This window comes from Serinicoccus sp. CNJ-927 (assembly GCF_001942435.1).
In the GTDB taxonomy this organism is placed as follows: Bacteria; Actinomycetota; Actinomycetes; order Actinomycetales; family Dermatophilaceae; genus Ornithinicoccus; species Ornithinicoccus marinus.
Genome location: NZ_MKKF01000022.1, coordinates 264,068 through 286,435, shown reverse-complemented (window position 1 = coordinate 286,435; position 22,368 = coordinate 264,068). Strand labels below are relative to the sequence as shown.

General features: G+C 72.8%; 17 protein-coding genes and 3 pseudogenes. 11 read left to right on the top strand and 9 right to left on the bottom strand.

Translation table 11 applies throughout. The features are described 5' to 3' along the window. Window positions 1–99: pseudogene (locus BJF86_RS17540) on the bottom strand (aldehyde dehydrogenase family protein); the annotation flags it as partial. Between the two features lie 58 nt (window positions 100–157). Between BJF86_RS17540 and lpdA the strand changes: the two are divergent. Further along, window positions 158–1,558 carry a dihydrolipoyl dehydrogenase gene (gene lpdA / locus BJF86_RS08855; RefSeq protein ID WP_075818276.1) on the top strand — a complete coding sequence of 467 codons (1,401 nt, stop codon included), beginning with the start codon at window positions 158–160 and terminating at the stop codon, window positions 1,556–1,558. 25 nt (window positions 1,559–1,583) lie between these two features. After that, window positions 1,584–3,116 (top strand): murein biosynthesis integral membrane protein MurJ, encoded by a 1,533-nt coding sequence (murJ, locus tag BJF86_RS08850; RefSeq protein WP_237768145.1) that lies wholly within the window; start codon window positions 1,584–1,586, stop codon window positions 3,114–3,116. On the opposite strand, the gene BJF86_RS08845 is transcribed toward murJ, so the two are convergent. Further along, window positions 3,035–4,294 (bottom strand): hypothetical protein, encoded by a 1,260-nt coding sequence (locus tag BJF86_RS08845; RefSeq protein ID WP_075818272.1) that lies wholly within the window; start codon window positions 4,292–4,294, stop codon window positions 3,035–3,037. The genes murJ and BJF86_RS08845 overlap by 82 nt on opposite strands. 150 nt (window positions 4,295–4,444) lie before the next feature. Here BJF86_RS08845 and BJF86_RS08840 point away from each other — a divergent pair, with 150 nt between their 5' ends. After that, complete coding sequence (locus BJF86_RS08840) at window positions 4,445–4,951, top strand: PspC domain-containing protein (protein ID WP_075810967.1); 507 nt, start codon at window positions 4,445–4,447, stop codon at window positions 4,949–4,951. 85 nt (window positions 4,952–5,036) lie between these two features. On the opposite strand, the gene BJF86_RS08835 is transcribed toward BJF86_RS08840, so the two are convergent. Together BJF86_RS08835 and BJF86_RS08830 are read right to left on the bottom strand one after the other, a co-directional pair. Next, a complete protein-coding gene (locus tag BJF86_RS08835) occupies window positions 5,037–5,972 on the bottom strand; it encodes a hypothetical protein (RefSeq protein WP_075818270.1) in 936 nt (311 codons plus the stop codon). 1 nt (window position 5,973) lies between these two features. Continuing rightward, the gene (locus tag BJF86_RS08830) at window positions 5,974–6,375 is read right to left on the bottom strand and encodes a hypothetical protein (RefSeq protein WP_075818268.1); all 402 of its coding nucleotides are present in this window, start codon (window positions 6,373–6,375) and stop codon (window positions 5,974–5,976) included. A gap of 155 nt (window positions 6,376–6,530) precedes the next feature. Here BJF86_RS08830 and BJF86_RS08825 point away from each other — a divergent pair, with 155 nt between their 5' ends. The 5 genes and pseudogenes from BJF86_RS08825 to metX all read left to right on the top strand — a co-directional run. Then, complete coding sequence (locus BJF86_RS08825; RefSeq protein WP_022925902.1) at window positions 6,531–6,812, top strand: DUF4212 domain-containing protein; 282 nt, start codon at window positions 6,531–6,533, stop codon at window positions 6,810–6,812. Further along, a complete protein-coding gene (locus tag BJF86_RS08820) occupies window positions 6,809–8,578 on the top strand; it encodes a sodium:solute symporter family protein (protein WP_075818266.1) in 1,770 nt (589 codons plus the stop codon). Before BJF86_RS08825 ends, BJF86_RS08820 begins: the two co-directional genes overlap by 4 nt. Window positions 8,579–8,754: 176 nt before the next feature. After that, a complete protein-coding gene (locus BJF86_RS08815; protein WP_075818264.1) occupies window positions 8,755–10,746 on the top strand; it encodes a beta-propeller domain-containing protein in 1,992 nt (663 codons plus the stop codon). 351 nt (window positions 10,747–11,097) lie between these two features. Next, on the top strand, window positions 11,098–12,435 hold the full coding sequence (locus BJF86_RS08805) for a bifunctional o-acetylhomoserine/o-acetylserine sulfhydrylase (RefSeq protein ID WP_075818260.1): 1,338 nt from the start codon (window positions 11,098–11,100) through the stop codon (window positions 12,433–12,435). A 1-nt stretch (window position 12,436) separates the two neighbouring features. Further along, window positions 12,437–13,486 (top strand): annotated as a pseudogene (gene metX / locus BJF86_RS18845) (homoserine O-acetyltransferase MetX); the annotation flags it as partial. A 558-nt stretch (window positions 13,487–14,044) separates the two neighbouring features. On the opposite strand, the gene BJF86_RS18840 reads toward metX, so the two are convergent. Beyond that, window positions 14,045–15,181, bottom strand: a complete 1,137-nt coding sequence (locus tag BJF86_RS18840; protein WP_187345606.1) for a hypothetical protein — start codon at window positions 15,179–15,181, stop codon at window positions 14,045–14,047. Between the two features lie 100 nt (window positions 15,182–15,281). On the opposite strand from BJF86_RS18840, the gene BJF86_RS08795 reads away from it, so the two are divergent. The 3 genes and pseudogenes from BJF86_RS08795 to BJF86_RS16970 form a co-directional block, all read left to right on the top strand. Then, complete coding sequence (locus BJF86_RS08795; RefSeq protein WP_075818257.1) at window positions 15,282–15,773, top strand: NfeD family protein; 492 nt, start codon at window positions 15,282–15,284, stop codon at window positions 15,771–15,773. A 51-nt stretch (window positions 15,774–15,824) separates the two neighbouring features. After that, a complete protein-coding gene (locus BJF86_RS08790) occupies window positions 15,825–17,141 on the top strand; it encodes an SPFH domain-containing protein (RefSeq protein WP_075818255.1) in 1,317 nt (438 codons plus the stop codon). Between the two features lie 197 nt (window positions 17,142–17,338). Then, window positions 17,339–17,820: pseudogene (locus tag BJF86_RS16970) on the top strand (N-isopropylammelide isopropylaminohydrolase); the annotation flags it as partial. On the opposite strand, the gene BJF86_RS08780 reads toward BJF86_RS16970, so the two are convergent. The 4 genes from BJF86_RS08780 to BJF86_RS08765 all read right to left on the bottom strand — a co-directional run bounded on the left by BJF86_RS08780 (window position 17,819) and on the right by BJF86_RS08765 (window position 22,363). Next, window positions 17,819–19,528: a glycoside hydrolase family 13 protein gene (locus BJF86_RS08780; RefSeq protein WP_075818251.1), complete on the bottom strand. Its 1,710-nt coding sequence runs from the start codon at window positions 19,526–19,528 to the stop codon at window positions 17,819–17,821. The pseudogene BJF86_RS16970 and the gene BJF86_RS08780 sit on opposite strands and share 2 nt — an antisense overlap. A 93-nt stretch (window positions 19,529–19,621) precedes the next feature. Beyond that, entirely contained in the window at window positions 19,622–20,149 is a 528-nt protein-coding gene (locus BJF86_RS08775; RefSeq protein WP_075810953.1) for a gluconokinase, read from the bottom strand. Continuing rightward, the gene (locus BJF86_RS08770) at window positions 20,146–21,585 is read right to left on the bottom strand and encodes a GntP family permease (protein ID WP_075818325.1); all 1,440 of its coding nucleotides are present in this window, start codon (window positions 21,583–21,585) and stop codon (window positions 20,146–20,148) included. The genes BJF86_RS08775 and BJF86_RS08770 overlap by 4 nt, the downstream gene beginning before the upstream one ends. A gap of 130 nt (window positions 21,586–21,715) precedes the next feature. Next, window positions 21,716–22,363 carry an IMPACT family protein gene (locus BJF86_RS08765; RefSeq protein WP_075818249.1) on the bottom strand — a complete coding sequence of 216 codons (648 nt, stop codon included), beginning with the start codon at window positions 22,361–22,363 and terminating at the stop codon, window positions 21,716–21,718. Window positions 22,364–22,368 lie beyond the last annotated feature (5 nt).

The following is a 22,368-nucleotide window of genomic DNA, read 5'->3' as shown; positions in this document are numbered from 1 at the left end:
GGCGATCGCGACCGGGAAGAACCACAGCGGCACCATCGCCGGGAAGTTGAACGGTGAGATGACCGCGACCACGCCGAGCGGCTGCTTGAGGGAGTAGACCCCCCGGGCGTGGGGAACCCGGGGGCGGAGCCCCCGGGTGTGGCATTAGTGTGAGCCCATGGCCGATCACTATGACGTTGTTGTCCTGGGCGCCGGCCCCGGCGGGTATGTCGCGGCGATCCGCGCGTCCCAGCTGGGCAAGAAGGTGGCCGTCGTCGAGAAGCAGTACTGGGGCGGGGTCTGCCTCAACGTGGGGTGTATCCCGAGCAAGGCGCTGCTGAAGAACGCCGCGCTGGCGCACACGCTCCACCACGAGAAGGACCTCTACGGCATCGAGGGCGAGGCGACCATGTCCTACGCCCCGGCCCACCAGCGCAGCCGCAAGGTCAGCGCGGGCATCGTCAAGGGCGTCCACTTCCTCATGAAGAAGAACAAGATCACCGAGGTGGACGGGTGGGGCACGCTGACCTCGGCGACCTCGATGGACGTCGAGGGCGAGGACGGCAACTCCACGCAGCTGACCTTCGACCACCTCATCCTGGCCACCGGCTCGGTGACCAAGATGCTGCCGGGCGTCGAGGTGAGCAAGAACGTCGTGACCTACGAGGAGCAGATCCTCGACGAGGAGCTGCCCGGCTCGATCGTCATCGCCGGTTCCGGCGCGATCGGTGTCGAGTTCGCCTACGTCATGGCCAACTACGGCGTCGACGTGACCATCGTCGAGTTCCTCGACCGGATCGTCCCGCTCGAGGAGCCGGAGATCTCCAAGGCCCTGGCCAAGGAATACAAGAAGCTCGGCGTGAAGATCATGACCGGCACCAAGGTCGAGAACGTCGAGGACACCGGCGACGGGGTCAAGGTCACCGTGACGCCCGCCGACGGCGGCGACTCGCAGACGCTGGAGGCCGACAAGCTGCTCTCCGCGATCGGCTTCGCCCCGCGGGTCGAGGGCTTCGGCCTCGAGACGACCGGCGTGGAGCTCACCGACCGCGGCGCCATCGCGGTCGACGACTACCTGCGCACCAACGTCGACAACGTGTATGCCATCGGTGACGTCACCGCGAAGCTCATGCTCGCGCACACCGCCGAGTCCCAGGGCATCATCGCCGCCGAGACGCTGGCCGGCGCCGAGACGATGCCGCTGGACTACACCTTCATCCCGCGCGCGACCTACTGCCACCCGCAGATCGCCTCCATGGGGATGACCGAGCAGGCGGCCAAGGACGCCGGGCACGACGTCAAGACCGCGCAGTTCCCCTTCTCGGCCAACGGCAAGGCGATGGGCCAGGGCGAGAGCGTCGGCTTCGTCAAGGTGGTCGCGGACGCGAAGTTCAACGAGATCCTCGGCGCCCACATGATCGGCCCGGACGTCACCGAGCTGCTGCCGGTGCTCAACCTGGCGCAGACCTGGGACCTCACCGCCGACGAGATGTCGCGCGTCGTCTTCGCCCATCCGACGCTGGGCGAGGCGGTCAAGGAGGCCGTGCACGGCATCGCGGGGCACATGATCAACCTCTGAGCCGACGGCGCGGGGCGGCCGGGTGGTGACCCGACCGAGCATCGGCCGTGCCGCGCTGCTCGTCTCCGGCCTGACCGGCGTCTCCACGCTGCTCGGCTTCGTCCGGGACGCGGTCATCGCCGCGGTCTACGGCGCCGGTCCGCAGCTCGACGCCTACTTCGTCGCGCTCGGCCTGGCCAACATTGTGCTGGGGCTGCTCGGCACCTCGCTGACCCGCGCCAGCACGCCGGTGCTGGCCCGGGAGGCCGACGGCGAGGAGGTATGCCGCGGCCACCGCACCTTCGACGTCGTCCTGACCCGCGCGCTGGTCGGCATCGGGGCCCTGAGCGTGGCCCTCGGGATCACCGCGGCGCCGGTGTCGCGCCTGCTGGCGCCCGGCCTGACCGGCGAGGCGGCGGACCTGCTGGTGCCGCTGACCCGGATCGTCCTGGTCACCACGGTCGTCGTCGCGGCCACCGACCTGCTGGTGGCGCAGGCGCAGGCGCACGGCGTCTTCCGGTGGGGCGCGCTGCAGGGCGTGCCCTTCAACCTGGTGATGATCGGCTGCGCGGGGCTGCTCGGCCCCCGCATCGGGGTCGTCGCGCTCGCGGTGGGCTTCCTCGTCGGCTCCCTGGCCCGGCTCGCGCTGCAGCTCGTGCCCCTCGTCCGGCACCACTGGCCGGTCCGGCCCCGGCTGCGCGGCGACTCCCCCGGCGTGCGCGAGATCACGGCGCTGCTGCCGCCGCTCGTGCTCGGTCAGGCGATGCTCAACGTCAACACCCTCGTCGACCGGGCGGTGGCCTCCACGGTGGGCGAGGGCGCCGTCTCGGCGGTCTTCCTCGGCTGGCGGCTGGTCAACCTGCCGGAGATGCTCGTCGTGGCCGCGCTGGTGGCACCGCTCTACCCCGCGATGGCGGCGGCCGCCGCGCAGGACGACGGTCGCGCCCGGCTGCGCTGGCTGGTGCACCGCGGGCTGGCCGTGTCGCTCACCCTGCTCGGGCCGGTCGCGGTCGTGCTGCTCGTCGCGCCCGTCCCGGTGGTGGCCCTCGCCTTCGGCCGCGGCGCGTTCGACGCCGACGCGGTGCGGCTGACCGCCGTGGCCGTGCTGTGGTTCGTGCCGGGACTGCTGGCCCTCGCGTGCCGGCAGGTGCTCGTCAGCGCCTGCTACACCGTGGGTGACACCCGCGGCCCCGTCGCGATCGGGGCGGTCGTGATGGTCGTCAACGTGGTGGGCGACCTCGTGCTCGCCCCCGTCCTCGGGGTCGCCGGCATCGTCATCGCCACCTCGGCCTCGCTGCTCGTGGCGGCCACCCTCACCGGGTGGTGGGCGGCCTCCCGGCACCACCTCGTGCCGGTCCGCGCCAGTGCGCTGCTGCTAGGCCGCGCCGCTCTCGCGCTGCTGGCCGCGACGCTGCTGGCCCGTCTCGCCGTCGGCGCCATAGACCCCGAACCTGTCTGGGCCACGGCCCTGCTGGTCCTGGTGACCGCCGCCCTCGGCTACCAGCTCGCCCTGGCGGTCCTGCGGGCGCCGGAGCGCTTCGTGGCGCTGGAGGTCGTGCGACGGCTCGTGCGCCGCTGACGGCGCGGTGACCACCTCCGTCGGCTCCGCCAGCAACCGGCCGGCGAGGAGCCGCAGCACCGGCCCGGGGTCGCGTGGGTCGGCGACGCTGTGGCGCGCACCCAGACCCCACCGCAGGCTGCCGAGGACGTCCGCGACGACCCCGCCCCGACGCTCTTGGACAGCCCGTCGCAGATCGCCCGGCAACCACTGGTAACGCATCCCGGGTCGCCCGGCCGCGAGCTCGGGCACGGGCATACCGCGCCCGCGCGCAGACCCGCGTCCACCAGCCCGGGCCGCGCGGCCTCAGCCAGGGCGAGCGACCCGAAGAAGCGCCCGTTGAGGTCGATGAGCCGGTGGACGCCGTCTCGCCCCACCAGGAACTGCAGCTCCACCAGGCCGCTCCACCCCAGCCGGCCGAGCAGCAGCTCGCAGCGCTCGGCGAGCACCGGGTCGACCGGCACGGTGCGGGCCCGGGCCGAGGCGCCCGAGGGGGTCGGGAAGACGCACGGGGAGACCTGCTGGACCCGACCCGTCAGCCTGCCCTCGTGCACGACCCCGATGAGGGCCGACAGGACGCCGTCCACGGGCTCCTGCAGGACCGGCTCGTCGTGCTCCGAGGCGAAGGCCAGCAGGTGCCGCTCAAGCTCGGCCGACGTGCGGCACACCGCTGTCTCGATCCGGTGCCGCCGGTCGTGGTGGGGCGTCCAGTGGCGGCGGTTCTTGACCACCACCGGCAGCGCGACCTCCTGCCAGGGCTCGGGTGCCAGCGTGCGGGTCGCCGGGGTCGCCAGCCCGGCGTCCTGCGCCATCCGGTGGAGGGTGAGCTTGTCCATGCCGGCGGCGACCACCGCGGCGGCAGGGTGCGCGACCGTCGCGGTCAGTCGCTCGCGGTGGTGTGCGAGGGCTGTCATCCAGTCGTCTCCCGAGCCGACCACCACGTCGTAGCGGCCCTCGGCCAGAGCCGCCCCCAGACCCCGGAGGAAGGCGCCCTGCTCGCCGCTCGGACGGGGCACCGGGTGAAGGGCGTGGACCGCGTCGGAGGCGCCCGCCAGCCCGCCGTCGGCCCGGCTCGAGCCGAGCCCGACGCGCCACCCCGCCCGACGCAGCGCCCGGGCCGCCGTCACGGCCCCCCGGTCCCGTGCGTGCGCGAGGATCAGCACCGCACGCGGGGTGCGGCTGCGTCGCGCGACAGGCATGCGCCCCACGGTAGGCGTCGGTGATGGAATGCCGGTGAGAATCGCCGGGCGACCCGCGATCTGCTCGCGCTCCGAGGGGGGATAACCCCCGACCAGGTCCGGTGGTCCACCGGCTCCACCGGACCGGCGCCGCGCGGCAACCTTGATGTCATGAACGAGAACCCCAGCTCCGCACCCACCTCCGACCTCCCCCCGATCCTGCCGCAGCCCGCCGCGCAGCAGGAGCGCTCCGGCTCCCTGGACGGCATGTATGCCGCCCTGCGCCGCCTCCCCGCCCGCCGCACCGACCAGGCCGTCCTCGGCGGCGTCTGCGCCACCGTCGCCGACCGGCTCGGGGTCGCCCCGGTCGCCGTCCGCGCCGCCGCCGTGCTCGTGGCGCTGCTCGGCGGCGTGGGGATCGGGATCTACCTCATCGCCTGGACCGTGCTGCCGGACCGCACCGGCAGCACCCACGTCGAGCAGGGCCTGCGCCACGGCCGCGGCCGCTCGCTGATCGTCCTGGCCCTCGGCGGGTTCGCCATGCTCGGCGTGCTCGGCGGCGGCCTGTCCTTCCTCGCGGCGATCCTGCCCGAGCTCCTCGGTGTCGCCGTCCTAGCCGCCGCGGGCTACTGGGCCTGGGGCCGGCTCTCCGCCCGGCGCGAGGAGGCCACCGGCTGACGAGGCAGGGACTCCTCGTCACCCTCCGGGTGGCCCGCGCCGGTCGGACCTCGTGTCCGACCGGCGCCGTCGTGCGCGGGCGCGGTCAGGCGTCCGCGAGCCGCGTGCGCAGGTCGACGAGCTCCTCGACCAGGGCCTGCGCAGCGGCCAGGCGGTCCGCGGCCCAGGCGACCGCCTCGTCGACCCGGGCGGTGAGGTCCTCGGCGCTCAGCGGGTCGAAGAACCGCCCGTCGCCGGCCGGGAAGTCCGCCAGGTCCGGCACCGCGATCTCCGGCAGGTCCGAGGCCGCGAGGTCGTCGCGCAGGTGCCCGACGACCTCGTCGGCGGCGGCGACCTGGCGCCGCACCGCGCGCAGCCCGTCGAACCAGTAGACACCGCCGTGCGGGTCGGCCATCGAGACCGACGCCTCGATCCCGGCCGCCACGACCGGGATGCGCCGGTGCACCCGCTTCAGCTCGGCCACCAGCTGCCGGGCGACGGGGAGCACCACGTCGACCTCGGCCCGCTGGCTGATCTGCCGCTGCCTCCGCTCGGCCCAGCCGAGGACCTCCTCGGGGTCCACGACCTCCTCGGCAGTCCCGCGCGTGGACCGTCCGCCGAGGTGACCGCGTGCCCGCGCCGCGAGGACGAGGTCGCTGAGCGCCTCCTGGTAGGCCGTCTCGGGGTCCCCGAGCAGGGCGATCTCACCGTCGAGCCGGTCCGCCTCGAGTGCCAGCGTGGCCAGCCTCGCCTGGATCTCCTCCACCCGGGCCGCCGCCTCCTGAGCCTGGGCGAGCTCCTCGACCCGACGCTCGTCCAGCGTCCCGTCGAGCATCGCCCGCAGCCGCGCCACGCCGATGCCGTGCAGCCGGTCGACGTCCGCCTGCTCGGCGGCATACGCCCGCTCGCGCTCGGCGAGCAGCGTGCGGTCGCGGTCGATGCGCGGCTGCAGCAGCTCGCGCGAGAGCCGCAGCCGGCGCCACCGCGAGCGCTCGTGCTCCAGATCGAGCACCCGCTCGCGGAGCCGTCCGAGATCGGCCACGTCAGTCCGCGGTCGCCGGCTCGGCCGGCACGACCGACATCAGCTGACGCGCCGCGAGGAGGCACAGCACCCCGCCGAAGGCGCTCAGCACCAGGCCCGGCCCCGGCATCCACCCCTGGAGCCCCACCCGGCTCAGCAACGAGACCACCTGCCACACCGGCAGTCCGACCCCCACCGCCCCGCACAGCAGCGCCTGGCCGATCACCAGCGTCCGCAGCCGGGCGGCGGGCAGCAGCCCTCCCGCGAGCGCGAGGAGCCCGGCGTAGAAGACCCACAGCCCCGCGCCGACCGCGCCGCTCACCGTCCCCAGGTGGGTGTAGACCCAGGGGAGGAAGCCGCCCAGCGCCATCATCCCGGCGGCGAGCAGGAGCCGGCCCTGACCGGGGGCACGTCGCGACCGCATGCGGGCACTGTATGCCACCACCGGCCTCCTCCCGGTGCCGCTCGGCGCACCCTGTCCACCGTTCGGCGCACCACGCCACCGCTGTGCTTGCCGCGGCGTCCGGGCTTCGGTTGCGTGGTCCCCCGACCACACGTCCCGCAGAGCAAGGAGGCTCCATGCTTGACGTCGACCAACGGCGTGAGTACTGGCGGCGCAACGTCCGCCTGATGTCGGTCCTGCTGGTGATCTGGGCCCTGGTGTCCTTCGGCGCCGGGATCCTCTTCGTCGACGCCCTCAACACCGTCTCGATCTTCGGCATACCGCTGGGCTTCTGGTTCGCCCAGCAGGGCTCGATCATCGTCTTCGTCCTGCTCATCGCGTTCTACGTGTGGCGGATGGACAAGCTGGACGCGGAGTTCGGCATCACCGAGTACGAGCAGGAGGTGCACCACCAGTGAGCACCATCCAGGCCTGGACGCTCGTCTTCGTCATCCTCACCTTCGGGTTCTACATCTGGATCGCCTACCGCAGCCGGGTCTCGGACACCGCGGGCTTCTACGTCGCCGGCGGCGGCATCCCGGCGCCCGCGAACGGCGCCGCGGTCGCGGCGGACTGGATGAGCGCCGCCTCGTTCATCTCGATGGCCGGCCTCGTCGCCTTCAGCCAGAACGGCTACGCCGGCTCGGTCTTCCTCATGGGGTGGACCGGCGGCTACGTGCTGCTGGCGCTGCTCCTCGCGCCCTACCTGCGCAAGTTCGGGAAGTACACCGTGCCCGACTTCGTCGGCGACCGCTACAACGAGAGCGCCCGGCTGGTCTCGGTCGTCTGCGCGCTCGTCGTGTCCTTCGTCTACGTCGCCGGGCAGATGGCCGGGGTCGGCGTCGTCTTCCAGCGGTTCCTCGGCGTCGACCGGACGTGGGGCGTCGTCATCGGCATGACGATCGTCTTCCTGTATGCCGTGCTCGGCGGCATGAAGGGCATCACCTGGACCCAGGTGGCGCAGTACTCCGTGCTGATCATCGCCTACATCATCCCGGCCGTGGCGATCTCGCTGCAGCTCTCCGGCAACCCTTTCCCGCAGATCGGCTTCGGCCAGATCCTCGGGGAGCTGGACCAGCTGCAGCAGGAGTTGGGGCTGGCGGCCTACACCGAGGCCTTCACCCAGACCTCCATGGTCAACATGGTCCTCATCACCGCCGCCCTGATGTTCGGGACGGCGGGGCTGCCGCACGTCATCGTCCGCTTCTACACCGCCAAGTCGGTGCGCGCGGCGCGCTACTCGGCGCTGTGGGCACTGTTCTTCATCTCGCTGCTTTACACCATCGCCCCCGCCGTCGGCGCGTTCAGCAAGTTCAACGTGCTGACCCAGATCCCGGGGTCCGGGATCGAGGACACCCCGGAGTGGTTCAACACCTGGCGCGACGTCGGCCTCATCACCACCGAGGACCTCAACGGCAACGGCGTCATCGACGTCGCCGGGGCGATCGGCGAGGGCACCGAGCTGGCGATCAACAACGACATCGTCGTCCTCGCGGCGCCGGAGATCGCGGGCCTGCCGGCCCCGATCGTCGGGCTGGTCGCCGCGGGTGGTCTGGCGGCGGCGCTGTCGACCGCCTCCGGCCTGCTCCTGGTCATCTCCAGCTCGGTGGCCAACGACATCTACTGGAAGAAGGTCAACCCGCGGGCGACGGACGCCCAGCAGCTGCGGGTCGGTCGCATCGCGATGGCCGCAGCCATCCTCGTCGCCGGCTACCTCGGCATCAACCCGCCCGGGTTCGTGGCCGAGGTCGTGGCGCTGGCCTTCGGGCTGGCCGCCGCCTCCTTCTTCCCGATCCTCTTCCTCGGGATCTTCTGGAAGAAGGCGACGGCCACGGCAGCCGCGACCGGTATGGCGGTCGGGCTCGGCGTGACGCTGCTCTACCAGCTGTGGACGCTGCCGACGTTCTTCGGCAACGAGCCGATCTGGGGCATCCCCGCGACCGGCATCGGCACGATCGGGATGATCCTCAACCTCATCACGATCATCGTCGTCTCGCAGTTCACCGAAGAGCCCAGCGAGCTGATGCAGCAGGTGGTGGAGGACGTCCGCTACCCCGGCCGCTCCGAGCTCGTGGCCGCGCACGCCGAGGGCCACCTGGAGGACTACGCCCGTGACCACGACGGGCACGACGAGCACGACCGGCATGACGGGCATGCCGGACGGGACGGGGACGGGCGCGGCTGAGCCCACCCTCACCCCACCCGACCGACCGACCGCGCACTCTGCTCGCAGGGTGCGCGGTCGGTCGTCGGGAGGCGGGGGAACCGGGCAGGGTGACGCGGCGTCAGAGCCCTGACCGAAGCACCACCCCCCGGCGAGACTCGTCGCCGAGCCCCGCCCTCTCCCGCCTGGAGACCGCCATGACACCGACGTCAGGCCGCCGCACCGCCCTCATCGCCCCGCTGCTCGCCGTGCCTCTCGCGCTGGCGGCCTGCAGCCCCGCCGACCTCGTCGCCCCGCCCGCCGCCGGCGCGGCCGAGCTCACCGACTTCGGTTCGTGCGAGGAGCTGCTCGACTACTTCCAGGAGCACGCGCTGGAGCGGGTGGGTCCGTGGGGCTTCGGCGGCGGAGGCTGGTTCGGCGCCGACGACATGGTGATGGAGGACTCCGGCGACATGGCCGCCGCGGACTCGGCAGCGGGATCGGCGGAGAGCGCCGCCTCCGGCGCGGTCCAGGAGGGCACCGACTTCTCCGGCACCAACAACCAGGAGGAGGGTGTCGAGGAGCCAGATGTGGTGCAGACCGACGGCGAGATCGTCGTCACCACCCACGCGGGGCGACTGGTGGTCGTCGACGTCGCCACGTCGGCGCAGGTCGGTTCGGTCCGACTCCCGGGCCGCGACACCGGCTCCGAGGCCGAGCTGCTGCTGGACCGGGAGAACGACCGCGTGCTGGTGCTCACCCGGGAGTGGAGCGGCGGCTCCTCGCCGCTGCCGACGATGGACGGCCTGTCCACCTACCCCGCCTTCGAGGCGGTCCGCACCGTGGTGACGCTGGTGGACGTCTCCGACCCGACCGCTCCCGCCGCGGGCGGCACCATCCGGCTGGAGGGTGACTACCGCTCGGCGCGGATGCACGACGGCACCGCGCGGGTGGTCATGGTCACCCCTCCCCCGGGCCTGGCCCTGGCCCAACCACGCAACAGCTCGCTCACCGCAGAGGACGAGGCGGAGGAGCGCAACCGGGAGATCATCGAGTCCTCGACCCTCGACGACTGGCTGCCGCACCTGCAGACCATCCAGGGCACCCGCGGCGACGACACCGACGCCACCAGGGCCGTGCCGTGCGAGGACATCGCCCGCCCGCCCGACTTCTCCGGCCTGTCGACGATGTCGGTGTTGACCTTCGACCTGGCGCAGTCCCAGCTCGACGTCAGCTCGGCGACCGGCGTCGTCGCCTCCGGCTCCACGGTGTATGCCTCCGCCGACCGCCTCGTCGTCGCCACCAGCCCGTGGGAGGCGTGGGCGCTCGCGGACGGCTCCGACGCGGTGCTCCCCCGCGACGCCGGGACGGCCGGCACCGCGCTGCACACCTTCGACCTGACCGATCCCGGCTCCACCGACTACGTCGCGTCGGGGTCGGTCGAGGGCCGCATGCTCAACCAGTTCAGCCTGGACGAGGCCGACGGCGTCATCCGCGTCGCGACCACGACCGACGCGCGGGGCAGCACACCGTCGTCGAGCTCGCTCGTCGTGCTCGCCGAGGAGGGTGACCGGCTCGTCGAGCAGGGCCGCGTCGACGGTCTCGGCGAGACCGAGCGGATCTACGCGGTGCGCTACCTCTCGGCCGACACCGCGGCCGTCGTGACCTTCCGGGAGACCGACCCGCTCTACCTCGTCGACACCTCCGACCCCACCGCGCCCGAGGTCACCGGTGAGCTCAAGATCCCCGGCTACTCGGCATACCTGCACCCGGTCGGTGAGGACCTCCTGCTCGGCGTCGGGCAGGACGCGACCGAGCAGGGCCGGACCACCGGGCTACAGGTCTCGCTCTTCGACATCTCCGACCCGGCCGCGCCGACCCAGGTCGCCAAGCAGACCTGGAAGGACCACTCCTCGCAGGCCGAGCACGACCACCGGGCCTTCCGCTACTGGCCGCAGACCGGGCAGCTCTTCCTGCCCGCCGACGCCTGGACCGAGGAGAGCGAGTGGACGGGCGTGATCTCCGCGAGCCTGGACGGGACCGCGCTCGACCAGGGTCCGCGGCTGCAGCTGGGCGGCAGCTCGGCGGCCGGCTGGGACTGGGCGCGCCGCACGCTCGTCATCGACGACCGGCTGTGGGTGCTCGGCGGGGACACCCTGCACGTCGCGGACCTGGCCACGCTGGAGCCGAAGGGGACGGTCGACCTCTGACCCACTCTGCACCATCGTGCGATTCCGCGGTATGCCTGGAACGAGTCGCCCCTTCTCCTGCCCGAGGACCAGCGAAGCAAAGAATCCTTGTTGACGTGGGATGATGACGCAGATACTGCGGAAGGTCCGGCTCCAGGCATACCTGCAGCGCATTGACTTCGTCCAGCGCGTCCTGCTTCACTGGTGTCATGACGACCTGCTTCCGCCGAATGCGTCGCTGCTGAGCCCACCCCTCGCAGCCGATGCGCAGCCGACGCGACCGTCGTCCCGTGCCATCCCCTCCCGCTGCTGAGGCGGGCTCAGCAGAGTGACCACCCACCCTGCACCCCGCTCGAGCGAGAAGAGACTCAGATGGCTACCTACACCGACTTCAGCACCCGGCAGATCCATGCCGGTCAGACCCCCGACTCCCAGACCGGCGCGCGGGCGCTGCCGATCTACCAGACCACCTCCTACGTCTTCGACGACGCGGACCAGGCCGCGGACCGGTTCGCGCTGGCCGAGCTGGGCCCGATCTACACCCGCATCACCAACCCCACCACCGAGACGGTGGAGAACCGCATCGCCGACCTCGAGGGCGGCGTCGGGGCGCTGCTCCTGGCCTCCGGCTCCTCCGCCGTGACCCTCGCGATCCTCAACGTCGCCGGGGCGGGTGACCACGTCGTCTCCTCCCCCAGCCTCTACGGCGGCACGCAGAACCTCTTCGCCCACACCCTGCCCCGGCTCGGCATCGAGGTCACCTTCGTCGAGGACCCGACCGACCCCGAGCAGTGGCGGGCGGCCGCGCGCCCCACGACCAAGGCGTTCTTCGGCGAGACCATCGCCAACCCCAGCAGCGACGTCCTGGACACCCGGGCCGTCGCCGACGTCGCGCACGAGGTCGGCGTCCCGCTCATCGTGGACAACACGGTCGCCACGCCCTTCCTGTCCCGCCCGATCGAGCACGGCGCCGATGTCGTGGTCCACTCCGCCACCAAGTTCCTCGGTGGCCACGGCACGTCGATCGCGGGGGTCATCGTCGACGCCGGGCGCTTCGACTACGGCGCCGAGCCGGGTCGCTTCCCCGGCTTCACCGAGCCGGACCCCAGCTACCACGGCCTGGTGTATGCCGAGGCGCTCGGCGAGGGCGGGGTGCTCGGGGCCAACGTGTCCTACATCATCAAGGCCCGGGTGCAGCTGCTGCGCGACCTGGGCCCGGCGGTCTCGCCCTTCAACGCCTTTCTCATCGCCCAGGGTCTGGAGACGCTGTCGCTGCGGATCGAGCGGCACGTCGCCAACGCGCAGCGGGTCGCGGAGTGGTTGACCGGGCAGGAGCAGGTGACCTCGGTCGCCTACGCCGGGCTCCCCGACCACCCCTCGCACGCCCGCGCCCAGGCATACCTGCCGGGCGGTGCCGGCGCCGTCCTCGCCTTCGAGATCGAGGGTGGCGCCGACGCAGGGCGCGCCTTCGTCTCCGCGCTGGAGCTGCACAGCCACGTCGCCAACATCGGCGACGTGCGCTCCCTGGTCATCCACCCCGCGAGCACCACGCACTCCCAGCTCACGCCGGAGGCGCAGGCAGCAGCCGGGGTGACGCCCGGACTGGTGCGGCTCTCGGTGGGCATCGAGGGGATCGAGGACATCCTGGCCGACCTGGAGCGCGGCTTCGCCGCCGCCTCCGCCGCCCGCCGCGACCCCGAGGCCGCCTGAGATGGCCGCCCTCCCCGGCCCGGAGCCGGCGCAGCCCCCTCCCGCCCCGCGCACCCGGCGGCGCACCCAACCCGTCGGCGACCTGACCCTGGAGTCGGGTGAGGTCCTCGAGGACGTGCGCGTCACCTACCAGACGTGGGGCCGGCTCAACGCCGACCGCAGCAACGCGGTCCTCGTCCTGCACGCGCTCACCGGCGACAGCCACGTCGTCGGGGACCGCGGCCCGGGCCAGCCGACCTGCGGCTGGTGGCCGGGGCTCATCGGGCCGGGCGCCCCCCTGGACACCGACGAGTGGTTCGTCGTCGCACCCAACGCGCTCGGCGGCTGCGGCGGCACGACCGGCCCGTCCTCGGCCGCGCCGGACGGGCGCCCCTACGGCAGCTCCTTCCCCCGGGTGACGGTCCGGGACCAGGTGCGGGCCGAGGCGCTGCTGGCCGACCGGCTGGGCATCCCCGCCTTCGCGCTGGTCGTCGGTGGCTCGGTCGGGGGTATGCGCTCGCTGGAGTGGGCGGCGACCTTCCCCGGTCGGGTGAAGCGGTGCGTGGTGCTCGCCGCGAGCGCTGCCGCGAGCGCGGACCAGATCGCGTGGTCGGTCCCGCAGCTGCACGCGATCCGGCTCGACCCGGCCTTCCACGGCGGCGACTACTACCCCGGCCCCGGCCCGCGCGCCGGGCTCGAGATCGCCCGGCAGATCGCGCACACGACCTACCGCTCGGCGACCGAGCTGGCGCTGCGCTTCGGCGCCGACGCCCAGGAGGGCGAGCAGCCGCTGCGCGGCGGCCGGTATGCCGTGCAGTCCTACCTGGAGCACCACGGCCGGAAGCTGGTGCGCCGGTTCGACCCCAACGCCTACCTCACCCTCACCGAGGCCATGAACAGCCATGACGTCGGGCGGGACCGAGGTGGCGTGGCGGACGCGCTGCGGCGGATCACCGCCGAGCTGACGGTGGCCGTCGTGTCCAGCGACCGCCTCTTCACCCCGGCCGAGGGAGAGGTGGTCGCGACCGCGCCGGCCTGCCGGGAACTCGCCGTCATCGACAGCCCGTACGGCCACGACGCCTTCCTCATCGAGACCGAGCAGGTCTTCGCGATCATCGGGCGCGCGCTGGCCGGCCGACCGGCGGGTGACTGCCCCGGGGCGTCCCCGAGCGAGCGGACGTCCGCCCAGGGGCAGCGGCCCGCCAGCGGGACGGCCCGGGGCTCGGGCGGTGCGGGAACCGGTCTCACCGCAGGCTCCCCGCCTCGTCGGCACCGGCCTCTGGTAGGAACCGGGCCGGCCAACCGCCCCACCCCGGCCCGGGGGAGAAACCTGCCCGTCCCACCCCGGCCCACCACCTCACCCCACCTGGGCAAGGCTGTGCACCAGATGCAGCACTCTCGACCGTGTCTTCGGTGCATACCCTTGCCCAGGTCGCCAGGGCCACCTGGGCAAGGCTGTGCACCAGATGCAGCACTCTCGACCGTGTTTTCGGTGCATACCCTTGCCCAGGTCGCCAGGGCCGGTGGGGAGCCTGGCCTGCGGTGCATACCCTTGCCCAGGTCGACGGGGCGCGTGGGGCTTGTCCCGCCAACCCCACCGACGCCGGCCAGCCGACCCCGAGCAGGAGCCTCACAGCCCTGTGGGCTCGGCCAACCAGTCGACCTCCGCGCAGACGGCGCCGGGCACGAGCCCGGCGAGGGCCACGGTCGCCGCCGCGGTGGGGTTCACCACCCGGTAGCCGACCGAGGTGACGACCAGGCCGTCCTGCTCCTCCACCGTGAAGGGCTCGCCCTCCAGGCCGGGCGGCAGCCCCAGCGCGTCGGACCACCCGACGCTCTCGGTCGTGGGCCAGGTCTCTGCGAGCGCCACCCGGGCAGCCGCGTCGGCGCGGGCCGCCTCGGGGCCGACGCCCTCCTCGTGGACGAGCTCGAGGGTCGCCTCGCGGCCGGTGAAAGCCAGACTCCAGGCCCGGGGCGAGCGCAGGTCGTCGACCCTCGTGCCACCCACGGCGACCTCCTGCTCCTCGACGGTCGCGTCGACACCGAGGGCGGCGGGCCAGGGCAGGCAGCCGGGCACGACGAGCCTGCTCTCCGCCTCCCCGTCAAGCAGCGCGGCGATCTCGCCGCGGCTCGCGAGCGGCGCGTCCGTGGCCTCGCCCCGCACCAGGAGGTGCACGTCGTGCAGCACGGTCGCGCCGGCCACGCCGGGCACCCCGTCACGGGTCGCCCGGTCCAGGCCCGCCAGATCCAGGTCGTCACGCAGCCGCAGCACGAGCCCGTCGGCGTCCTCGTCGCCGACCCAGCGCACCTCCCACAGCGCGTCGTCCTGGGTGGCGGCATACCGCAGCCGCAGCCGACTGTTCTCCGCGCGCAGCGCACCGTCGGTGAGCAGCACGGTGCTGGACCCGACGGAGCGCCAGAAGGTGATCGTGTCCGTCTGGAGGCTTCCGCTGGTCAGGTCGGCGGCGCCCAGGCGGTCCCTGATCGCCGCCCAGTCCGTCACGGTGAGGTATGCCGTGTCCGCCGGCGCCAGCGCGAGCGCCGCCGCCTCCGGGCCAGGGTCGGGCTGGGGCGCGGGCGCGGGCGCGGAGGTCGAGGTGGTGATGGCTCCCGCCTGAGCCTCGGGATCGACCGTGGCCGAGTCGACGACGTCCGGGGAGGGGGCGGTGCCTCCGGGATCGGTGGTGGAGGCCAGCGGGACGCTGCTGCCGCCGCACGCAGAGACCAGCAGCGGGGCGACGACGACGGTGATCAAGCGGCCTCTCACGCACCTCAGTCTGCCCGCCGTGAGCCATGGCAGGGAACCGGCCGCGCCGCTGCTGCGTCCACGCCGTAGGCTGGACCACCACAGGGGAAAGGAGCCCACGATGCCGGAGTGGTTACGAGACGCGCAATGGCTGTGGTGGGTCGGTGCGGCCCTGGCCTTCGGGATCGTCGAGATGACGACCCTGGACCTGCTCTTCCTCATGCTTGCGCTGGGCGCGCTCGTGGCGGCGATCGTCGCGGGCACCGGCCTCGGTCTCCTCTGGCAGGTGCTGCTCTTCGCCATCGCCTCCGGGCTGTTCGTCTTCGCGCTGCGCCCGGTCGCGCTGAAGTACCTCCGCCTCGAGGGCAGGGGCGGCAAGATGGGCATCGAGGGCAACATCGGGCAGACCGCGACCGTCCTGGAGCCGGTCTCCGACCGCGACGGGCTCGTCAAGCTGCGCGGCGAGGACTGGACCGCCCGGTCCGAGCTGGAGGGGCAGACCTTCGCCACCGGTGACCTCGTCACCGTGGTCCGCATCGACGGTGCCACCGCTGTCGTCACCGCGGCCACCCCCGAGGACAAGCCCTTCGACCTCGAACCGCCCACCATGTGACGCCGTGGCGCGTCCCCGCATACCTCTCGCTCACCCCACCAAGGAGACCTGATGGATCCCATCACCCTCATCGTCTGGGCCGTCGTGCTGCTGCTGGCGCTGTTCGTCGTGGTCGCGATCGCCCGGGCGATCCGCATCGTGCCGCAGGCGACCAGCGTCATCGTCGAGCGCCTGGGCAAGTACGACCGCACCCTCGACGCGGGGCTGCACTTCCTCGTGCCCTTCATCGACCGGCCGCGCTCGGTGGTCGACCTGCGCGAGCAGGTCGTGAGCTTCCCGCCGCAGCCGGTGATCACCAGCGACAACCTGGTCGTCTCGATCGACACGGTCATCTACTTCCAGCCCACCGACCCCAAGGCGGCGACCTACGAGATCGCCAACTACATCCAGGGCATCGAGCAGCTCACCGTCACCACGCTGCGCAACGTCATCGGCTCGCTCGACCTCGAGCAGACGCTGACCAGCCGCGACATGATCAACGGCCAGCTGCGCGGCGTGCTGGACGAGGCGACCGGCCGCTGGGGCATCCGCGTCAACCGGGTCGAGCTCAAGGCGATCGACCCGCCCGCCAGCGTGCAGGACTCGATGGAGAAGCAGATGCGCGCCGAGCGTGACCGGCGCGCCGCGATCCTCAACGCCGAGGGTGTCAAGCAGAGCCAGATCCTCACCGCCGAGGGTGAGAAGCAGGCCCAGATCCTCCAGGCCGAGGGCACCGCGCAGTCCGCGATCCTGGAGTCCCAGGGTGAGGCCCGCGCGATCCTGCAGGTCTTCGACGCCATCCACAAGGGCAACCCGGACAGCAAGCTGCTGGCCTACCAGTACCTCCAGATGCTGCCCGAGATCGCCAAGGGCGACTCCAACCAGATGTGGGTCGTGCCGACCGAGCTCACCGCCGCTCTCTCCGGGATCGGCAACGCCCTGGGCGGCGCCCGTCCCGGCGACACCGCGGCGCTGGACGCCCCCTCGCAGGGGATCAGCTCCGAGGCCGGCGACATGGGCCTGGACGACATGGACGCCCCCACCCTGGAGGACCCGCGCGAGGCGCTGCGCCGGGCCCGCGAGGAGGCGCAGGGCGCCACCCGCGACGCGGAGACCACGACCTCGTCGCGCTCCCGCGAGGAGGCCGACAAGGCGATCGCCGAGGCTGCGGAGAAGGCCAAGCGCGCCGCGACCGGTCAGCCCTCCGCCGACCAGCCCGGCGAGCTGGGCGAGCTGCAGCAGCCGGAGCAGGTCGCTCCCGACCTCGGCCAGCAGGCCGGTGCCGACCAGCCCGACGCGCAGTCCCAGCCGCAGCCGGACCACGAGACGGAGCCGTGGGAGCGGCCCGAGGGTCAGGGCCAGCCGTGGAAGCGGGACGACCAGGGCTGACCACCGACTGCCGAGCACCGAGACGGGGCGCGACCACCACGGTCGCGCCCCGTCCCGCGTCGGCGGGCCTGCTGCCGAGGTTGGACCCATGTGGATCACCGACGCGCGCCCGTGGGCCGGAGCACCGGCCGATGTCCTGATCGAGGGCGAGCCGATCGCGCAGGTATGCCCGCGCGAGGGCGGCGCGGGAGCGCCCGGGCGTGAGGGCGACCCGCGGCACCACCCGGGTGCGCTCCTTCGCCCAGATCGACGTGGACTGCGGGCTGGAGCGGCTGGAGGCGGTGCTCGCCGCGCGTGAGCAGCACCGCGGCCGCGCGGAGGTGCAGGTCATCGCCCTCGCGCAGGCCGGGCTGCTGCGCGAGCAGGGCTCGGTGGAGGTGCTCGAGGAGGCGCTGCGCGCCGGCGCCGACGTGGTCGGCGGGATCGACCCGTGCTCGCTGGACCGCGACCCCGGACCGCGGCCCTGGTCGAGCGGTTCGCCGAGCTCGACGTCGCCACCGCGACGGTCGCGCCGGGCGGGCGGAAGACGCTGCCGCTGGTCGCGCTGGCCGAGGCCGGCGTCCGGGTCGGGCTGGGCGAGGACGGGCAGCGCGACTCCTGGTCGCCCTACGGCAACGCGGACATGCTCGACCGCACCTGGCAGCTCGCCTTCACCCACGGCTTCCGCGCCGACGCGCTCAGCCTCGTCTGAGCAGCACGACCGACTCCCAGCCCAGCAGCACGCCGCCGTCCTGCACACCCGCGGCGGCCTCCGGTGAGGTCGAGATCGCCACGTCCGCCTCACGCCAGCCGTCGAGCAGGTCCTCCGGCAGGCTGATCGGCTCCCGGGTGAAGGAGGCCAGGGTCAGCAGCCGGGCGTCGCCGAAGTCCCGGCCGAAGGCCCACAGGTCGGGATGCTCCATCGCCAGCGGCGTGACGCCGCCGCGCGCCACGACCGGCTCGTCGTGCCGCAGCGCGATGAGCGCGCGGTAGTGCTCGAGGACCGACCCGGCCACCCCCACCTGGGCCCGCGCGTTGATCTCCGTGTGGTTGGGGTTCACGCCGATCCACGGCTCGCCCTCGCTGAAGCCTGCCCCGGGGCCGGCCGTCCACTGCACCGGCGTCCGGGCGTTGTCGCGACCCACCTCACGCACCCCCGGCAGCAGCTCCTCGACGGAGGCGCCGCCCGCCTGCCGCTCGGCGAGGTGGTTGAGCGACTCGATGTCGCGCAGCTCCTCGGGACCGGCGAAGGGGAGGTTGGTCATCCCCAGCTCCTCGCCCTGGTAGACGTAGGGCGTGCCGCGCAGCGTGTGCAGGACGGTCGCGAGCGTCTTCGCCGAACGCTCCCGCCAGACCGGGTCGTCGTCGCCGAAGCGGGACACGGCTCGGGGTTGGTCGTGGTTGTCCCAGTAGAGGCTGTTCCAGCCGCGCTCGGCCAGCCCGGTCTGCCAGCGCATGAGGCTCTCACGCAGCTGCGGCATCGTCACCGGCACCCGGTCGAACTTCCCGCCCGGCCCGATGCCGAGGTCGACGTGCTCGAACTGGAAGACCATGTCCACCTCTTGCCGCTCCGGGTCGGTGTAGCGGCGGGCCTCGTCGACGTCGACGCCAGGCATCTCACCGACGGTGAGGAAGGCGCGGGGATGCTCGGCGAAGACCTCCTGGTGCATCTCGTGGAGGAACTCGTGCATCCGCGGCCCGTCCACCACCGCGTGGGAGGCGTCGCCGTCGGTGAGGGTCGCGGGCTTCGAGACGAGGTTGATGACGTCCATCCGGAAGCCGTCCACCCCGCGGGCCAGCCACCACCGCATCATCGCGTAGACCGCCTGCCTGACCTGCGGGTTCTCCCAGTTGAGGTCGGGCTGCTTACGGCTGAACAGGTGGAGGTAGTACTCCCCCGTCGCCGCGTCCCAGGTCCACGCCGGGCCGGAGAAGAACGAGCGCCAGTCGGTCGGCTCGGCGCCCGGCTCCCCTCCGGTATGCCCCTCGCGCGGCGGGCGCCACCAGTACCAGTCGCGCCGGTCGGACCCCCGGGAGGACCGGCTCTCCTCGAACCACGCGTGCTCGTCGCTGGTGTGGTTGACCACGAGGTCCATGACCAGCCGGATCCCCCGGGCGTGCAGCGCCGCGACCACCTCGTCCAGGTCCGCCAGCGAGCCGAAGACCGGGTCGACGTCGTGGTAGTCGCTGATGTCGTAGCCGTTGTCGTCCTGCGGGCTGCGGTAGACCGGGCTCAGCCAGACAACGTCGACGCCGAGGTGCTCCAGGTGGTCGAGGTGGTCCAGGACGCCTCGCAGGTCCCCGATGCCGTCGCCGTCCCCGTCGGCGAAGCTGCGGGGGTAGATCTGGTAGACGACGGCGGAGGTCCACCAGTCGCGGGGAAGGTGCTGGTCGAGAGCAGCGGGCATACCCGCCAGCCTAGGGGCGGGAGGGGCCGACCACACGCGGCGCTCGGTGGGGCCTGGGGCAACCACACGCGACGCTCGGTGGGGTCTGAGGGGTCAGTCCCGGTCGAGCTGGGCGAGCACCATCCGCGCGATCCGCTCCGGCGGGTTGGCGACGTCGTAGACCGCGCCCCGTTCCTCGGCACCCAGCGGCTCCAGCGTGTCGAGCTGCGACTCCAGCAGCGAGGGCGGCATGAAGTGGTCCCGCGAGCTCATCCGGTCCAGCAGCAGGCCCTTGTCACCGACGAGGTGGACGAACCACGTGCCGTCGCCACCGCGTCGCAGGATGTCGCGGTATGCCTCCCGCAGCGCCGAGCAGGTGAGGACCGTCGGCTCGCCACGGGCGTCCCGCTCGGCGGTCCAGGCGGCGAGCGCCTCCAGCCAGGGCCAGCGGTCCTCGTCGACCAGCGGTCGGCCGCTGGCCATCTTGGCGACGTTGGCCTCGGGGTGGAAGTCGTCGCCCTCGGCGAACTCCCAGCCCAGCCGTGCCTCCAGGGCCTGCGCGATCGTGGACTTGCCCGTGCCGGAGACCCCCATGACCACCAGGTGCAGGGGCTCGCCGGCCGGGTCCGGCAGCGGCGTCACGGGACCACGAACCAGACGAGCAGACCGATGAGGAAGATCGCGACGCCGAGGGTGGTCTCCAGCACCGTCCAGGTCCGCAGCGTGGTCTTGACGTCCATCCCGAAGAACCGGCTGACCAGCCAGAAACCGGAGTCGTTGACGTGCGAGAGCACGGTGGCCCCCGCGGCGATCGCCAGCACGAGGCAGGCGATCTTCAGGTCGGACAGGTCCGCCGCCGCGACACCGGCCGCCATGAGCCCGGAGGTCGTCGTCAGCGCCACGGTCGCCGAGCCCTGGGCCACCCGCAGCAGGGTGGCGATGAGGAAGGCCGAGACGATGAGCGGCAGCCCGAGGTCGGCCAGGCTCTCCGAGAGCGCGGCACCGATCCCGGAGTAGCGCAGCACCCCGCCGAACATGCCACCGGCGCCGGTGATGAGGATGATCGCGCAGATCGGCCCGAGGGCGTCGTTGAGCAGGCTCTCGACCGTGGCGAGCGAACGGCCCCGCGTACCGAGGGTGTAGGTCGAGACCAGCAGCGTGATGAGCAGGGCCACCGGTGTCTGGCCGATGAAGACGAGGGCGTCCAGGATAGGGCTGTCGCCCAGCGTGCCCGCGGCCCGCAGCGTCTCGATGCTCGTGTTGAGCGCGATGAGGAAGAACGGCAGCAGCAGCAGCCCGATCACGGTGCCGAAGGAAGGTGGCGCCACCTTCTCCTCGCCCGAGGCGATCCGCTCCGCACGCTCGTCGTCGTCGCCGTCGTCGAGGTCCGAGGGCTCCCCCGAGACGGTGCCACGCAGGATCGTGTCGTTGATGGGGACGTAGACCCGCCCGGCGTAGCCGACGGTCACGAGGTGGACGCCGACGTACCACGCCACGAAGGCGGCCGGGATGCCGATGAGCATGCTCAACCCGATCGACCCGCCCAGCTCGGTCGCCGCCGTGACCGGACCAGGGTGCGGCGGCACGATCGCGTGCATGGCGGCGAAGGCACCGGCGGCGGGGAGGGCATACAGGAGCACCGACCCGCCGAACTTGCGGGCGACCGAGAAGATGATCGGCAGGAAGACCATGAGGCCGGCGTCGAAGAAGATCGGTATGCCGAAGAGCAGCGCCGCGACGCCCAGCGCCATCGGGGCGCGCTTCTCCCCGAAGCGGTTGATCATCGTGTCGGCGAGCACCTGCGCGCCGCCGGTGACCTCGAGGATCCGCCCGATCATCGCCCCGAGGCCGACGAGCAGCGCCACCGAGCCGAGAGTCGAGCCGAAGAAGCTGGTGGCGACGCCCGCGAGCTCCCGGAACGGGATGCCGGCCGCCAGGCCGGTGACGAGACTGACGGTAATGAGCGCCACGAAGGCGTGCATCCGGAGCGTGATGATGAGGAAGAGCAGGACCGCCACGGCGACCGCCGCGATGGTGAGCAGGGTCCCCGCTCCGTAGACGGGATCCATGGGCTCCATGAGCACCCCCGGGCGTGTCGACGACGTGGTCCCGACCACCCTAGACCGACGCTGCCGCCATGGCGCGACCACGAGGGGCAGGGAGGTTTCGCGCCTGTGGGGCCGCGGTGCTGCTCGTCGGCGCCGTCGATCAGGTGTCGTCGGGCGCGTCGACCCAGCGGCGACGGGCGCTGGCGGCGACGAGATCGGCCCGACCGCCGGAGAGCTCGGCCAGCAGGTCCGGCAGCGAGGGCGCGTCCCGCACCGGGACCAGGACCGGCAGCGTGACCTCCTGGGCATACCGCGCCTCGCCGATGCTCACCCCACGCGCCCGCAGGTCGTGCTCCAACCGGCCGGCCAGGTCGTGCCCGATGCGCACGTCGACCTCCTCGACGAGCACCCGGGTGAGCGGCACCGCCTGCTCCAACGCCTCGCGCACCACGCCCCCGTAGGCCCGGGCGAGGCCGCCGGTGCCCAGCTTCGTCCCGCCGAACCAGCGGCTGACCACGGCGACGACGTCGGTGAGACCGGCGTGCGTGAGCGCCTCGAGCATCGGCATACCCGCGCTGCCGGCGGGCTCGCCGTCGTCGTTGCTCCGGACCACCGAGGCGTCCACGCCGAGCACGAAGGCGGAGCAGTGGTGCCTGGCGTCCCAGAGCGTCCGTCGGGCCTCGTCGACGACGCCCCCGGCATCGGCCTCGTCCTCCACCCGGCGCAACCAGCACTCGAAGACCGAGCGCCTGTCCTCCAGACGCGCCACCACCGGGGCGGCGAGGGTGCGGCAGGTCGTCGGCTCCACCTGGT

Coding starts and splice junctions, on each gene's coding strand:
- lpdA (WP_075818276.1), top strand. CDS start 158: ATGGCCGATCACTATGACGTTGTTGTCCTGGGCGCCGGCCCCGGCGGG.
- BJF86_RS08845 (WP_075818272.1), bottom strand. CDS start 4,294: ATGCCTGTCGCGCGACGCAGCCGCACCCCGCGTGCGGTGCTGATCCTC.
- BJF86_RS08840 (WP_075810967.1), top strand. CDS start 4,445: ATGAACGAGAACCCCAGCTCCGCACCCACCTCCGACCTCCCCCCGATC.
- BJF86_RS08830 (WP_075818268.1), bottom strand. CDS start 6,375: ATGCGGTCGCGACGTGCCCCCGGTCAGGGCCGGCTCCTGCTCGCCGCC.
- BJF86_RS08825 (WP_022925902.1), top strand. CDS start 6,531: ATGCTTGACGTCGACCAACGGCGTGAGTACTGGCGGCGCAACGTCCGC.
- BJF86_RS08815 (WP_075818264.1), top strand. CDS start 8,755: ATGACACCGACGTCAGGCCGCCGCACCGCCCTCATCGCCCCGCTGCTC.
- BJF86_RS08805 (WP_075818260.1), top strand. CDS start 11,098: ATGGCTACCTACACCGACTTCAGCACCCGGCAGATCCATGCCGGTCAG.
- BJF86_RS08795 (WP_075818257.1), top strand. CDS start 15,282: ATGCCGGAGTGGTTACGAGACGCGCAATGGCTGTGGTGGGTCGGTGCG.
- BJF86_RS08790 (WP_075818255.1), top strand. CDS start 15,825: ATGGATCCCATCACCCTCATCGTCTGGGCCGTCGTGCTGCTGCTGGCG.
- BJF86_RS08780 (WP_075818251.1), bottom strand. CDS start 19,528: ATGCCCGCTGCTCTCGACCAGCACCTTCCCCGCGACTGGTGGACCTCC.
- BJF86_RS08770 (WP_075818325.1), bottom strand. CDS start 21,585: ATGGAGCCCATGGATCCCGTCTACGGAGCGGGGACCCTGCTCACCATC.